The following is a 15,280-nucleotide window of genomic DNA, read 5'->3' on the forward strand; positions in this document are numbered from 1 at the left end:
ATGAAACTACGATTTAAACTTACCTACATAGGCGTTGCTTTATTGACCTTGTCCTCGTTGAGCAGCTGCAATCACGACGATTGGTTTGACCGGGATTCAAAATCATTGATTACCGATGCACAGCTTTGGAATGATCCGAAACTATTGACTTCACTCGTCGCCAATTATTACGATAGAATGCCAACGTTACATGGTGTTTTCAATACAGGAGGAATGACCGAATTGGATGATGCGATGTGGTCGGGACATCGCGATCAAAACTGGCGTAACGATTACCAATTTGGTGACGATTACGGTCGCTATTGGGACTATGGACTTATTCGGGATCTGAATCTTTCCCTAGAAAATATCGATCAGTTCAGTACACAATTGTCTGATGCACAACGCAAGCAGTATAAAGCCGAATTACGCTTCATCCGCGCTTTTGTTTACTTCGAACTCGTCAAACGCATGGGAGGGGTTCCGATTGTCACTACGCAACTTATCTATGACTTTAGCGGCGATCCAACACCATTGCAGGTGGCACGTGCCAAAGAGTATGAAGTCTACGATTTTATTTATAAAGAACTGGAAGAGATTAAGGAAGATCTCGCCGTCTATAATGCCAGTAAGACCAGAGCCAACAAGTATACGGCATTAGCTTTGGAAAGTCGGGCAATGCTTTATGCGGCATCCATCGCGAAATATAATAATCTGATGGCCTCACCGATAACGACTGCAGGGGGAGAAGTGGGAATTCCTGCCAATATGGCTACTGGGTATTATACCAAGTCGCTGGCTGCCTCCAAGGAAATTATGAACGGTCCCTATGCGCTTTACAATGAGAATGCCGATAAAGGTGCCAATTTTTATGATATGCTCAATAAGAAAACTGGTGCTGAGGTCATCTTTGCAAAGGATTTTGTAACGAGTTTAAAAGTTCACCGCTTTGCTTATGACAATATCGTCAGAAGTCTGACCGAAGACAATGAGTCGTCATCGACGATTTCGCCTTCATTGAGCCTTGTAGAAAGTTTTGATTATCTAGACGGTAGCAAAGGTACATTACATGATAAAAACGGCGCAGGAAATTACGTAGCCTACCAAAATATCAACGATATTTTTGCAAATAAAGATGCCCGTTTGTTTGGAACGGTGATTTATCCGGGAACTTCATTCCGCGGACGTGCTGTAAGTATTCAGGCTGGAGTGGCAACTTGGGGGGCAAATGGAGCCTACCAGTTTACTGCAGCACCACAACTGGGACAGAATTATGCGAGTGGTGGTTTGTGGACCGGCTTTGATGGACCGCTTTATGATGCACAGGACGTCAGCAACACCGGTTTCTATATCCGGAAATTTGTCAGTGATGCGCCGGCGGCCAGCACACGTGGTACATCAGCTGCTAACTGGTGGCCGTGGTTTCGTCTGGGTGAAATTTATCTCAACGCGTCAGAAGCTGCATTTGAGCTGGGGCAGACTGTAGATGCAAGAACTTATGTCAATAAGTTGCGGGAAAGAGCAGGATTTCCGGCCAATAGCATCAGTAATCTAACGATGGATATCATCCGCAACGAGCGTCGTGTTGAACTTGCCTTCGAAGATCATCGTTACTATGATCTTAAAAGATGGCGTATTGCACATTTGGTGTGGGACGGATCTGAAAATGATCCCAACGCGGTTGTATATGGACTATATGCTTATCGTGTCGTGCGCCCAGGGCATGCCGATGACGGTAAGTATATCTATGAACGGGTAAGACCTGCGCGTTTCAGAAAGGCACGCTTTTTCCGTATGGCCAATTATTATGCATCCATTAGTCAGGATGTCATCAATAAAAATCCTAAAATAGTTAGAAATCCATTCCATTAATCTAATTGAACCATGAAAATAAAATTTTTAAGCTTATTGGTAGCTTTTGCAAGTCTACTCGTTGTAGGTTGTGAATATGATAATTTTGAAGCTCCAAAATCAACCCTTTCAGGACGCGTTGTTTATGAGGGGAAGGCAATTGGCGTTCGGAATAACGGCCCTCAATTGGAATTATGGCAGGATGGGTACCCGCTTCGCTCAGCAATACCCGTATATTTTGATCAGGACGGCTCTTTTTCTGTTAGTCTTTTTGATGGCGAATACAAATTGGTGCGGAAAGGAGATTCACCATGGCTGCAACAGGCAACTGATACGGTTTTGGTACAAGTGAAGGGGAATACGACCATTGATGTACCTGTAACACCCTATTTTACGGTGACAAACGAGTCTTTTCAAAAAAATAATAACAGTATTTCGGCTAACTTTACGGTGAACAGAATAGTAGGTACGGCAAATTTGGAGTTTGTGCGTCTTTACCTCGGTAAATCTGTCTTGACAGATCAGGTACAACGCGAGCTACGTGTGGACGCCAATTTGGCTAACGTTGCTTTCGGTCAACCGACGAGGATTGTCGGAGAGTTGCCGGACAATTTGAAAAACCTCGATTATGTGTTTGCCCGAATAGGGGTGAAAGCTACGGTATCGGGAGAGTACTACTATACTGCCGTTCAAAAAATAGCTTTAAAATAGGTACTGACGACAAGTTAAATGGTCAGATTACGAAGCCACGGGATCAAATCCCGTGGCTTTTAGAGATGCAAAAATGTATAGACGCAAAAATATGCCAATGCTTATTTCTTCAACTAAATCTTCATGAAAAAAAACAGAATTTCAATCTTAGTTACCTTATTTTTAATACATGCTACGTGCGGTGTTTTTGCACAGGCTTATCGCAGCGGACCTACCGACAAAGATTTTGCAGGTTACTTATTTGCCTATTTCAAAGGGAATGCTGTTGTAGACGAAGCTGTTTGTTTTGCGATCAGCACAGATGGCTATACCTATCGCGCGTTGAATGATAATCAACCTATCCTGGATTCGAAGATAATCAGTAAAACCGGCGGTGTTCGGGATCCGCATATTCTCCGTGGCGAAGATGGAAAAACATTTTATATGGTGCTCACCGACATGACTTCCTCCAAAGGCTGGGATTCTAATCGGGGTTTGATCCTGCTAAAATCCGAAGACCTTGTGCATTGGTCCCATCAGGCAATCGATATACAGCAGCGTTTCAAAGGTCAGGAAGCGTTGAAAAGAGTATGGGCGCCCCAGACTATATTTGACCCTTCGGTGGACAAATATATGGTGTACTGGTCCATGCAGCACGGAAATGGTCCAGATATCATCTACTATGCTTATGCAAACAAGGACTTTACAGATTTTGAAACCGAACCTAACGTGCTGTTTCTTCCAAAAAATGGTAAATCCTGTATCGATGGCGATATTATTGCAAAGAATGGTTTGTTCTACCTTTTTTACAAGACCGAAGGACATGGAAATGGCATTAAGCTGGCGATAACCGATTCCCTGACTTCGGGTAAGTGGATTGAACAACCGGGCTATAAACAGCAGACCAATGATGCTGTGGAAGGATCCAGTGTCTTTAAACTCAATCAGTCGGACAAATATATCCTGATGTATGATGTCTATGGTAAGGGGAAGTATCAATTCTGCACCTCTGAAGACCTTGATCGTTTTAAAGTAATCGACCATCAAATTGACATGGATTTTCATCCACGGCATGGGACCATCATTCCTATTTCAAGACAAGAAATTCTGGATTTGACCACCAAATGGGGGAAATCCAAAGATATGGAATTCACATTCAGAAAGAATCCAGTATTGGATGGCTTTTATGCCGATCCGGATGTCCTCTATTCCAATAAAACAAAGAAATACTATATCTATCCAACGAGTGATGGCTTTGACGGTTGGGGTGGTTATTATTTTAAAACTTTTTCTTCCACAGATCTAATTCATTGGAAAGATGAGGGTGTGATTTTGGATCTGAAAAAAGATGTTGCTTGGGGGCCTCGACATGCATGGGCACCTACAATTACGGAAAAGAAAATCAAGAACGATTATAAGTACTATTATTACTTTACAGCGGCCCAAAAGATTGGTGTTGCGGTGGCCGATTTGCCAACAGGCCCATTTAAAGATTCAGGTAAACCCTTGATCGATTTTAAACCAAATGGTGTAAAAGGAGGGCAGGAAATTGACCCTGCAGTGTTTAACGATCCGAAATCGGGAAAAAGCTACCTGTATTGGGGAAATGGCTACCTAGCTGTTGCTGAACTCAATAAGGATATGATCTCGATTAAAAGAAATACACTCAAAGTGTTAACACCCGACAAGACTTTCCGGGAAGGCGCCTATGTTGTCTACCGAAAAGGTCTTTATTATTTCTTTTGGTCGGAGGACGACACCCGAAGTGAAAATTATCGGGTACGTTATGGAACCGCGACTTCTCCCGATGGACCGATCACTGTTCCTGAAAATAATTTAGTCTTGCAAAAAGATCCTACCAAAGGCATTTATGGTACAGGGCATAATTCTATTTTGCAGATTCCAGGTAAAGATGAATGGTATATTGTATACCATCGTTTCAATTATCCCAAAGGTATCGATATGGGCGATGCTGCTGGGTTTAATCGAGAGGTGTGCATGGACCGGTTATTTTTTGATGATCAGGGCCATGTATTGCCTGTCGTTCCTACACTTTAATCACTAAACCTTATGCATATAGTACAATGAAAAAAATAATAAGAAATCTGGCCGTTTTAGCTGTGTCAAGTTATTTGGGTATGAATAGCTTATATGCACAGCCCGGATTTGGTATCGCCGAACGTGTGAATTCGGATTGGCGTTTCCATTTGGGCGATATTGAAGGACAGGCAGGCGCTGAAAAGAATCGCGCAGGCTGGCAGCCCATTAGTTTGCCCCATGATTGGAGCGTAAAATATCCACTGAGCCCAACGCTAGCCAGTGCGACGGGCTATTTACCCGGCGGCATTGGCTGGTATCGAAAACAACTGACCATACCAGTGGAAGATCAGGGGAAAAGGTTGTTTCTATATTTTGAGGGGGTTTACAACCGAAGCGAAGTTTTTGTCAATGGTAAATCGGTTGGAAAGCGGCCCAATGGCTACGTTTCCTTTTCGTACGATATCACACCATACATTGAGTTTGGGAAGGAAAATACCATTGCTGTTAAGGTCGACCATAGTAAAAGCGCCGATTCAAGATGGTATACAGGATCAGGAATCTATCGCGATGTATGGCTTGTAAAGGCGAATACGCTGCATATCGATCAATGGGGAGTCTATGCCTATCCAGAACTAAGACAAGGAAAAGGTATTTTAAATACAGAAGTAGCCCTTGTCAACAGTACGCAAGTTGCTGCCCCGATTAAAGTGGAGCAGGAGCTGCTTGATCCAACAGGAAAGGTGGTTGCCAAAAAGTCGCAGAAAGTGCAGGTCGGGGCCTCGAATAAGGCAACTGTAACACAGCAATTGGCAGTATCGAATCCATCGTTGTGGAGTTTGGATCAACCCACACAATATACCCTGCGGACCATCGTAAGCCAAAATGGAAAGCGGATTGATCAGTCAGAGGTGAAAACAGGCTTTAGGGCCTTTACATTTGATCCGAACAAGGGCTTTGCCTTAAACAATTCCTGGATGAAAGTCAAAGGCGTTTGTTTGCATCACGACGCTGGGGTATTGGGAGCTGAAATGTATACTGAAGTATGGCGCCGCCGACTGCTTACCTTAAAATCTTTGGGGGTTAATGCCATTCGAACCAGTCATAATCCGCAGGCATCATCGCTTTATGCTTTATGTGATGAGCTCGGTTTACTTGTTATGGACGAAGCCTTCGACGAGTGGGAGTACCCGAAGAGGAAATGGTTACAGGGATGGAATGTCGGGACACCGGGTTTTGAGGGATCATACGACTTTTTTGAATCCTGGGGAGAGCAGGATCTGGCCGATATGGTCAAAAGAGACCGCAATCACCTTTCGATCTTCGCCTGGAGCATAGGCAACGAAGTGGATTATCCAAATGACCCTTATTCACATCCTGTCCTTAACGGCGAGAAGAAGGAAGGTGGTTTCACGCAGGCCTCGTATGGTGGTTACAAAAAGGATGCACCAGATGCGATGCGATTGGGGGATATCGCCAAACGCTTGGTAGCGGTTGTAAAAAAATATGATAAAAGTAGGGCTGTTACAGCAGGGCTTGCCGGGGTAGCGATGTCGAATGAAACAGCCTATCCGGGAGCACTTGATATTGCTGGATACAATTATACCGAAAGTCGTTATCAGCAGGATCATCAGCGCTATCCAGCACGGGTAATTTTTGGAAGCGAGAATCGACACGATCTTCCAGCATGGCTTGCGGTACGTGACAACAACCATATATTTGGCCAATTTTTGTGGACAGGTATTGACTACCTCGGAGAGTCGGGGCGTTGGCCTTCACGTGGATTTTATTCAGGACTGCTGGATTTCGCAGGTTTTATCAAGCCGCGAGGCTATTACCGTCAATCACTGTGGTTGGATAAACCGATGGCTTACTTGGGTACTTATCCATTGCAGGGAGGTGCCGCAGCCACAGATGTTTGGTCTGCATTGGAATCTGAACAGGGGCAACGGAAAAATGAGGCACCTTCCATGGACGCCTGGCCAGTCTGGAACTACCAAGAGGGCCAGCAGATCAGGGTGGTCTGTTATACCAATAGTGCTAGCGCGCGCTTAGAATTGGATGCTCAAGTGGTGGGCGAAAAGAAAAACTACGATCAGAAAACAGGGATCATCTTTTGGGACATTCCTTATAAAGCAGGAAAGCTAGAGGTGGTGGGTTTGGATGCGAATGGCAAGGAGGTCGTTCGGCATGCGATTCAATCCAGCGAGAGACCCGCAGTTATTCAAGCTGTCATGTTGGGTAATCAGCAAGTCGAAGCTGGTGGAGTGATCCAGATTGCTTTGCAGATCCTGGATGAAAAGGGCGTTCCTGTCTTAATATCGGAGGATGAAATTACCTGTGACATCGTGGGAAATGCGCGTCTACTTGGAATGGAAGCTGGAAATAATGCCGATATGGGCGATTATACGGACAAGAAGCAGCGCGTTTATCACGGAAAGATGATCACTTATGTTCAGGCTTTGGGTAAATCTGGAGAAACGGTCGATGTACGTTTTACCGCACCTTGGTTGAAAACAGCAACGGTAAAATGCCGGATAAAATAAAGAATAAATAAGGTTTACGAAATAAGTAAGTCAATTCATTACCAGGTGTTTCATCTTGGGAATAAAAAGAGCATTGGAAAAACCTTCCATGCTCTTTTTTTTATTTCAGCGGTCTATCCGTAATTACTTCGTTATAAAATACCGTAATAAAGCAGTATTAAATAAAAAAAATTATTAAATACTTTTTTTATTATAAATTTTATTATTAATTTAGCTTCACTATAAATCTAAAGACTGACTCAATTATACCAATGCGTTTAATCATATGCCTTTTATGTGTGGTCGGCAGCATGTTGGCCAAAGGACAAAAGCTTTATACCTTGCAGTCTGCTCATCTTTCTGGAGTAGATTCTGGCTACGTTTATACACCAAAGATGAAGCCGGACAACCGTGCGTTACCTGTTGTATATGTGTTGCATAGCCATGGGGCGAATTATAAAAGCCTGTCAAGATTTATCGATTTTCAGGCATTGAGCGATCAATATGGCTTTGTCGTTGTATGCCCTGATGGTCTTGGTACGAGCTGGTTTTTAGACAGTCCACAAAAAGGCAGAGCACAATTTGGTCGATTTTTGACAGGGGAATTAATGCCTTACATACAGGATAAATATCATACGGATCGGGACAACTCATTTATTACGGGTGTGAGCATGGGGGGGCATGGTGCACTTTGGCTCTTTTTTAACTATCCATCTTTTTTTAAGAGTGCCGGTAGCAGTTCGGGAGTTGTCAATCTGAGACATTCGGCTTTCAAGAAGACAAGTCTAGCACAACATTTAGGGCAATACAGCGATCAAAATCCATTATTCGATCGTTTTAGTGCCATTCATAATGTCCATAAGATCGTAGGGACTGAAAAGACATTTATTTTTGATTGTGGTACTGAAGATTATCTATATGGGGCCAATAAGTCCCTTCGGGATAGCTGTGATGTACTCAAGATCAAAGCCACTTATATTGCTCAGCCCGGCGCTCATACCTCTGGCTATTGGGCTAAAACCATTCCGGTTCATTTCGCTTATTTTAATCGTCTGATCCATTAATCGATAACCTATGTTTTATTCACCTTATACTGATCCTTTAGTCCGACAACAAAACCGTGTATCTCTGGTTCTTACGTCGGTATTCGGCGCGTATTTTTCAAATTATTTACTGCAATTAACTTCATATGAATTGGTTTAAATCTTTTTTTTCTATTTTATTGGTTTCTGTCACGCTCTCCTCGCAGGGGCAGGCTGTTGCTTCATACGATGTATTGATTGTTGGGGGAGGCGCAAGCGGTGTTTCTGCGGCTTTGCAGGCTGCCCGTTTGGGAAGTAAGGTCCTTGTGGTGGAAGAGACAAGCTGGTTGGGTGGTATGCTCACTGCCGCTGGGGTCTCCGCTATTGACGGTAACCATCGTATGCCTTCGGGAATATGGGGCGAATTTAGGACAGAGCTTTATGCCTATTATGGTGGTCCAAAGGCCGTGGAAACAGGCTGGGTAAGCAATACGCTATTTGAACCTTCGGTCGGTAACCGTTTGCTAAAAAAGATGGTTGGAGCCGAAAAAAATATTGACGTTTGGTATAGAAGTACCCTTTTAGACCTGAAAAAACAGGCTAAAGGCTGGACCGTTGCCATTGAACAGGAAGGAAAAAAGAAAACCGTAAACGCTTCTATTTTAGTCGATGCGACGGAATTGGGTGATCTCTTGCCGCGTGCGGGTGTTGCTTACAGCATCGGTATGGATAGCCGCTACGATACGAAAGAGGAATTTGCTCCCGAAAAGGCCAATTCAATAATTCAAGACCTTACTTATGTCGCTATTCTGAAAGACTATGGTGCTGATCCAAAAAGATTGCTACAGAAACCTCAGGGTTATGATCCTAAAGAATTTGAACATGCCTGTGATGTTAAAGATCCTGCTTCACACAGTGATACGCCTATCATCAATTGTGATCAAATGATTACCTATGGCAAATTGCCGAATGGAAAATACATGATAAACTGGCCTAAAGATGGAAATGATATCTACCTGAATATTATCGAAATGTCGCCAAAGGCGAGGGCTTTGGAGTTGCAAAAGGCGAAAGATCATACCTTACGTTTTGTATATCATCTTCAAAATCAGCTTGGTTTTAAAAACTTGGGGCTTGCTGATGATGAATATGATACGGCCGATAAACTTCCCTTTATTGCTTATCATCGCGAGTCTAGACGCGCTAAGGGCTTGGTCCAGTTGACATTGCCTTATGTGCAGCGTCCTTATGAGCAGGAGCTGCCCTTATACCGCACTGGAGGGATAGTAGGGGACTATACCATCGATCATCATCACCTGAAGAACCCGGATGCACCCAAAATCGATTTTGTTAAGATTCGGGTACCTTCTTATAATGTGCCCCTTGGAAGTTTGATTCCTGAGAAAGTAACGGATTTTATCGTTGCTGAAAAAAGCATCAGTGTGAGCAATATTGTGGCTGGAGCCACCCGCCTTCAGCCAGTGGTATTGGGTGTTGGTCAAGCTGCCGGAGTACTTGCAGCGCTGTCCGCAAAACAAGGTGTAAGCCCCAAAGAACTTTCGTTGCGACAAGTGCAACAAGTACTTTTGGATAATCATGCCTATCTCATGCCCTTTATAGATGTTGATCCAAAAGATAGCCTTTTTCAGGTAATCCAACGTATTGGAGCAACAGGTATTCTTAAAGGCAGAGGAGTGCCATACAAATGGGCCAATCAGACCTGGTTCTATCCCGAACACCGTATAAGCGAAGTGGATCTGATCGATGGTATGCGTAGTTATTATCCAGCGGCCGATAAAGTCGCTGGCTCGGGTGCCGATGTGACCGCAGGATTTTTTGTGGCTCTATTGCTCCAAGTCGATCCCACTTTGGATAAAGATAAAATCTGGTCCGTCATTGCAGCAAAAGAAAATCAAGTGTTAACAAAGGCTCAAGTGGCGGTTGTGTTGGATGATATCCTAAAGCCATTTGAACGGCCAGTGGATTTTACCGGCCAATTTATAGCAACAAAAAATTGATTTCCTAACGCATAGAAAAACGAGATGATACCAATTTTACCAAATTCCACAGCGACTCCACAACAGCGAAACGATAGTTTAGATGTGCTGCGAGGAATTGCCATCCTTTTAATGGTGCTTTCATCGAGCATTTCATTTGGAAACCTTCCTGCTTGGATGTACCATGCACAGGTGCCACCGCCCAAACATGTATTTGATCCCAGTATAGCGGGTATAACCTGGGTAGATCTGGTTTTTCCGATTTTCCTTTTTACGATGGGGGCGGCCATCCCATTGGCTATGCGGAAAAAAGTGGCTAACCTAAACGCTTGGCGTATTGTGAGTACAATTTTTAAACGTTTCGTTGCCTTATTCTTTTTCGCCTTATTTTCTTTTTATATGCGCGCTTGGGTTATGAGTGGTGAGCCTGCTGCGTCGCAGTATCTCTTGTCAATCGTGGGTTTTGTCCTGCTCTTTGCCCTCTATGCCGATTTAACGCCCTATTTGCCGATGCGGACCGCGAGACTTGTTCACGTAGCGGCCCTGTTGCTATCTGTAGGGATGCTGTATCTGCTGTATGCACAAACGGATAAATTTACCCTCGAGAAGACAGATATTATTATTCTGGTACTGGCCAATATGGCTTTGTTTGGAACACTGTGGTGGTGGCTGACGGCGAAATCAATCTGGTTACGTATGGCGATTTTACCATTTATTATGGGCGTTTTTTTGGGCGCGAAAGAAGTCGGTAGTATCAACGAATTTATCTACAAACTTAGCCCTGCGACTTGGCTTTATCAATTTTATTACCTCAAATACCTCTTTATTATTCTTCCGGCTACAGTTGTCGGCGAGTGGATTATTGCTGATAGGTCGTTGGTCGACAAACCCAGGATGCAGCGGTCTCAACTAGCGTTACAAGGTTCGCTCTGTGCCATTCTCATTGGGCTGAATGTCTTCAATCTCTATATGCGTTATCTCGATATCAATATCGGACTTACCCTGATGTTGATCTTTTCACTATGCTTCTGTTCAGGTGTTTTTCGGAAGGGCGAAGTACTGACACTACAGGCAAAAATGGCTGTGCTCGGAAGCTATCTGCTTTTTTTAGGACTGATCTTCGAAGCGTATGAGGGTGGAATAAAAAAGGATTATTCCACATACAGCTATTATTTTGTCTGCACGGGCTTAGCCTGTTATGCGCTAACAATGTTGTGTTGTATCGAGAAACTTGCTTTTGGAAAATCGCTGTTTCGAGGTATAGCACTGGTTGGTAAAAATCCCATGGTCGCCTATACCGCAGGAAATCTAGTGTTGATCCCACTTTTGGCGCTTACGGGACTACAGAGCGCTCTTGATCAGATGGGGGCACAGGGTGTTTTTGGGGGAGTGATGCGAGGTGTATTATTCACTGGAATCGTGGCGCTGTTGACGATACTGAGCAGCCGGTTAAAACTTTATTGGAAGTCATAAAATGAATGAATTATTAGAACAAACGATGGAGCTTCGCAAAGGGCGTAAGGCACTTCCGCCTATTTTTTGGATCTCCACAACATGGTTTGCCATGGGGCTACCTTTTGTTGCCCTTTCGGGTGCGAGCTCCATTATGTATAAAAATTTGGGGGTATCGGACGCAAAGATTGCTTTTTGGACCTCTTTGATTATGCTGCCCTGGACAATAAAACCTTTATGGGGGCCTTTTTTGGAGCTGTATAAGACCAAGAAATTTTTTGTCTATACCACGCAGATACTCACGGGGCTACTCTTTGGTCTGCTTGGTCTTACGCTACAGTTGGATCATTTCTTTAGCTTCTCCATTGCCTTATTGACACTGATCGCATTCAGTGGCTCCACACATGATACCGCAGCCGACGGGGTATATTTGAATGAACTGAATGCAAAACAACAGGCAAAATATGTCGGCTGGCAAGGTGCCTTCTATAATGTGGCCAAAGTTTTTTCTGGCGGCGTACTCGTTTATTTGGCGGGGCAATTGGAGCAGGAAATCGGCATTAAATCCGCGTGGATGGTGGTGATGTTTGCTTATGGATTTATTATGTTGGGGATAGGATTGTACAGCATACGTGCTTTACCTGCTCACGATGAAGCTCCCAAATCCACTTCTTTAAAGGAGGGGATGGATACGCTTAAAGACGTTATCATAACTTTTTTTCAGAAAAAGAATATTTGGTTTAGTTTGCTTTTTATTGTCTTTTATCGTTTTGCTGAAGGGCAGGCCATTAAGATCACCCCCTTATTTTTTAAAGCGCAACGTACCGAAGGCGGCCTTGGCCTGAGTACTTCGGAAATTGGATTGCTTTATGGTGTATTTGGTGCCATAGCTTTTGTGTTGGGGTCGATTGTCGCAGGGCACTTTGTATCCAAAAAGGGCTTAGACCGGAGGACACTTATGATCCTTTGTGCCTTCTTTAATGTTCCATTTGTAGCTTATGCATTTCTTGCGATCACATTGCCGACGAACCTTTATCTCATAGCTGCTGCTGTCGCCATCGAGTACTTTGGATATGGTTTTGGCTTTATCGGAATTATTCTTTTTATCATGCAAAATATTGCCCCAGGCAAATATAAGATGGCACACTACGCTTTCGGAAGTGGACTTGTTAATCTGGGGTTTATGATTCCTTCGATGATCAGCGGCTGGCTGAGTGATCATTTGGGCTATAAAGAATTTTTTATCTGGGTGTTGATTTCTACTATTCCAGCCTTTTTGGTTTCCTGGTGGGTGCCATTGCGAAAACCCGAAAAAGAGCATACCGACGAAAATAATTAATGCATATGAACAGACTTTCTTATAGGAACTGGAAGGCCCTATTGTTGCCTTTTTTTTTACCGGCATTGACTTTAGCGCAATCAAAGGGTATTGATTCTACGTTTGATAATCAGCATTATCGCGCAAGGCTTGAGTTTTTTAAAGCGATGCCCAATCAGAAGGACGAAATCGTTTTCCTTGGCAATAGCATTACCGAAGGTGGAAAATGGCAAGAAATCCTCCAGCGGAAGCATGTGATCAATCGTGGGATTAGCGGCGATGTGACTTACGGTATTTTAGCACGACTAGACGAGATATTAGCGTCCAGACCACGAAAAATATTTCTGCTCTGTGGGGTGAACGACATGAAAAGAGGAATACCGCTTTCCATTATTTCAACGAATATAGAAAGGATAATAAAGCAGGTTAAAAAGCAGTCGCCAAATACAGCGCTTTTTGTGCAGGGACTTCTACCTGTGAATGAATCTTTACTGCCAAAAATCTATGAAGAGGTTCGGAATGACAAGATCGTGCTACTGAACAAAGCTTTGAAAGAATTATGTACGGCACATCAAGTTCGTTTTGTAGACTTACAGCCGATATTGGCGGACGGTAATGGGGAACTAAAAGCTGAGCTAACAATTGATGGTTTACATCTGAAGCAGGCCAGCTATTTGATTTGGGCCAATTATTTAAAACAGCAAAAACTATTATGAGATCATTGGAATTTTTTAAGGTGTATCGTATTTTCCAAGGTTGCTTCCTCATTGGAATATATCTATCGGTATTTTCCCAGCCCCTCTCAGCTCAGGAGATTAAAATAGATAGCAGTTACGCCAACTGGTATTATCAACAACGAATGGCCTATTTCGAACAAAGTCCAACCATTAAAGGAGCAATCGTGTTTTTGGGAAACAGTATTACTGAACGGGCAGAATGGCAGGAATTGCTTGCAGATTTAAGATATCCTGTACTGAACAGGGGGATAGGCGGAGATAATTCGTTTGGGATTCTTGCGCGTATCGATGAGGTGTTGCGCGGACGTCCGCGGGCAATTTTTCTGATGGATGGCATTAATGACCAATTCAGAAAGCTTCCGCAGGAAGTGTCGGTCAATAACTACAAGCGTATCATTAAACGAATAAAAAAGATCTCACCAAAGACCCTTATCTATCTTCAGAGTGCTTTACCAATCAATGAAGAACTCACAAAAGAGCCCTATACAAAAGGTAGAAATGTGCTGGTTCCAATCTTAAATGAAAAACTAAGACAGCTTGCAGCAGATGAAAATATTCCATTTGTCGACCTCTGTCCACTTTTTCAGGACAATGAGGGAAAACTTAACGCAGTTTATTCTGCTGATGGTATCCATCTGATACCAAGTGCCTACATAAAATGGGTACAATTATTAAAAGAAAAGAAATATTTATGAGAATTACAGGGACATTTATTGACGAGATTTCCCACGATATTCCGCACCAAAATTGGGGCCCGGAAGAGTGGGATCGGGATTTTGCATATATGAAGGCAATTGGTATAGACACTGTTATTATGATTCGTAGTGGCTATCGTAAATTTATAACCTATCCATCGGCTTATCTGATGGACAAATATGGCTGTTTTAAACCATCGTTGGATCTTGTAGAGCTTTATCTGCAGCTTGCAGACAAGTACGACATGAAATTCTATTTTGGACTTTATGACAGCGGTATTTATTGGGAGACAGGAGATTTGAGTCACGAAATCGATGCCAATCAATATGTAATTGAAGAGGTTTGGGCTAAATATGGGCATTATAAAAGTTTCGGTGGATGGTATATCAGTACGGAAATCAGCCGTAAAACGAAAGGGGCTGTTCATGCTTTTCGTACACTTGGGTTACAGTGCAAGGCCGTCAGTGGGGGCTTGCCGACATTTATATCGCCCTGGATTGATGGGAAAAAAGCTGTGCTTGCCGCTTCCCCCGAGCTTAGTAAAGCCGATGCAGTTTCGGTATTGGAACACGAACGGGAATGGGGCGAAATTTTTGAAGGTATACAAGGAGCTGTCGATGCAGTGGCCTTTCAGGATGGACACATTGATTACGATGAGCTTCCCGATTTCTTTGAGGTCAATAAGAAATTGGCTGATAAATATGGTATGGCCTGTTGGACGAATGCCGAATCTTTTGACCGGGATATGCCGATCAAATTTTTGCCGATCAAGTTTGATAAACTAAGGCTAAAACTTGAGGCTGCAGCAAAGGCGGGTTATGATAAGGCTATTACTTTCGAATTTGCTCACTTTATGAGTCCACAGTCCGCTTATTTACAGGCAGGACACCTTTACAATCGGTACCGGGAATATGCCTTGAACCACAATTGGTGATAGGGATCGCGTGTTTACAGCACGCGAAATGACGACAAAAGC

General features: G+C 43.4%; 11 protein-coding genes. All 11 read left to right on the plus strand.

Features of this window, described 5'->3' with window-relative positions; translation table 11 throughout:
* The 11 genes from BGP15_RS26000 (at position 1) to BGP15_RS26050 (ending at position 15,238) form a co-directional block, all read left to right on the plus strand.
* The gene (locus BGP15_RS26000; RefSeq protein WP_115050423.1) at positions 1–1,851 is read left to right on the plus strand and encodes a RagB/SusD family nutrient uptake outer membrane protein; all 1,851 of its coding nucleotides are present in this window, start codon (positions 1–3) and stop codon (positions 1,849–1,851) included.
* A gap of 12 nt (positions 1,852–1,863) precedes the next feature.
* Complete coding sequence (locus tag BGP15_RS26005) at positions 1,864–2,541, plus strand: DUF3823 domain-containing protein (protein ID WP_286771150.1); 678 nt, start codon at positions 1,864–1,866, stop codon at positions 2,539–2,541.
* Positions 2,542–2,664: 123 nt separating this feature from the next.
* A complete protein-coding gene (locus BGP15_RS26010) occupies positions 2,665–4,578 on the plus strand; it encodes a glycoside hydrolase family 43 protein (protein ID WP_286771151.1) in 1,914 nt (637 codons plus the stop codon).
* Positions 4,579–4,604: 26 nt separating this feature from the next.
* Positions 4,605–7,103, plus strand: a complete 2,499-nt coding sequence (locus BGP15_RS26015; RefSeq protein ID WP_286771152.1) for a glycoside hydrolase family 2 TIM barrel-domain containing protein — start codon at positions 4,605–4,607, stop codon at positions 7,101–7,103.
* A gap of 251 nt (positions 7,104–7,354) precedes the next feature.
* On the plus strand, positions 7,355–8,146 hold the full coding sequence (locus tag BGP15_RS26020) for an alpha/beta hydrolase (protein ID WP_201638924.1): 792 nt from the start codon (positions 7,355–7,357) through the stop codon (positions 8,144–8,146).
* A gap of 125 nt (positions 8,147–8,271) precedes the next feature.
* The gene (locus BGP15_RS26025) at positions 8,272–10,122 is read left to right on the plus strand and encodes an FAD-dependent oxidoreductase (protein ID WP_286771153.1); all 1,851 of its coding nucleotides are present in this window, start codon (positions 8,272–8,274) and stop codon (positions 10,120–10,122) included.
* 24 nt (positions 10,123–10,146) lie between these two features.
* Entirely contained in the window at positions 10,147–11,574 is a 1,428-nt protein-coding gene (locus tag BGP15_RS26030) for a DUF5009 domain-containing protein (RefSeq protein WP_286771154.1), read from the plus strand.
* 1 nt (position 11,575) lies between these two features.
* Positions 11,576–12,892, plus strand: coding sequence for an MFS transporter (locus BGP15_RS26035; protein ID WP_286771155.1), 1,317 nt, complete (start codon positions 11,576–11,578; stop codon positions 12,890–12,892).
* A gap of 5 nt (positions 12,893–12,897) precedes the next feature.
* The gene (locus tag BGP15_RS26040; protein ID WP_286771156.1) at positions 12,898–13,587 is read left to right on the plus strand and encodes a GDSL-type esterase/lipase family protein; all 690 of its coding nucleotides are present in this window, start codon (positions 12,898–12,900) and stop codon (positions 13,585–13,587) included.
* Positions 13,584–14,303 carry a GDSL-type esterase/lipase family protein gene (locus BGP15_RS26045; RefSeq protein WP_286771157.1) on the plus strand — a complete coding sequence of 240 codons (720 nt, stop codon included), beginning with the start codon at positions 13,584–13,586 and terminating at the stop codon, positions 14,301–14,303. Before BGP15_RS26040 ends, BGP15_RS26045 begins: the two co-directional genes overlap by 4 nt.
* Positions 14,300–15,238 (plus strand): DUF4434 domain-containing protein, encoded by a 939-nt coding sequence (locus tag BGP15_RS26050; protein WP_286771158.1) that lies wholly within the window; start codon positions 14,300–14,302, stop codon positions 15,236–15,238. The genes BGP15_RS26045 and BGP15_RS26050 overlap by 4 nt, the downstream gene beginning before the upstream one ends.
* Positions 15,239–15,280 lie beyond the last annotated feature (42 nt).

The organism is Sphingobacterium sp. 40-24, assembly GCF_001899705.1.
Taxonomy (GTDB): Bacteria; Bacteroidota; Bacteroidia; order Sphingobacteriales; family Sphingobacteriaceae; genus Sphingobacterium; species Sphingobacterium multivorum.

Coding starts and splice junctions, on each gene's coding strand:
- BGP15_RS26000 (WP_115050423.1), top strand. CDS start 1: ATGAAACTACGATTTAAACTTACCTACATAGGCGTTGCTTTATTGACC.
- BGP15_RS26005 (WP_286771150.1), top strand. CDS start 1,864: ATGAAAATAAAATTTTTAAGCTTATTGGTAGCTTTTGCAAGTCTACTC.
- BGP15_RS26010 (WP_286771151.1), top strand. CDS start 2,665: ATGAAAAAAAACAGAATTTCAATCTTAGTTACCTTATTTTTAATACAT.
- BGP15_RS26015 (WP_286771152.1), top strand. CDS start 4,605: ATGAAAAAAATAATAAGAAATCTGGCCGTTTTAGCTGTGTCAAGTTAT.
- BGP15_RS26020 (WP_201638924.1), top strand. CDS start 7,355: ATGCGTTTAATCATATGCCTTTTATGTGTGGTCGGCAGCATGTTGGCC.
- BGP15_RS26025 (WP_286771153.1), top strand. CDS start 8,272: ATGAATTGGTTTAAATCTTTTTTTTCTATTTTATTGGTTTCTGTCACG.
- BGP15_RS26030 (WP_286771154.1), top strand. CDS start 10,147: ATGATACCAATTTTACCAAATTCCACAGCGACTCCACAACAGCGAAAC.
- BGP15_RS26035 (WP_286771155.1), top strand. CDS start 11,576: ATGAATGAATTATTAGAACAAACGATGGAGCTTCGCAAAGGGCGTAAG.
- BGP15_RS26040 (WP_286771156.1), top strand. CDS start 12,898: ATGAACAGACTTTCTTATAGGAACTGGAAGGCCCTATTGTTGCCTTTT.
- BGP15_RS26045 (WP_286771157.1), top strand. CDS start 13,584: ATGAGATCATTGGAATTTTTTAAGGTGTATCGTATTTTCCAAGGTTGC.
- BGP15_RS26050 (WP_286771158.1), top strand. CDS start 14,300: ATGAGAATTACAGGGACATTTATTGACGAGATTTCCCACGATATTCCG.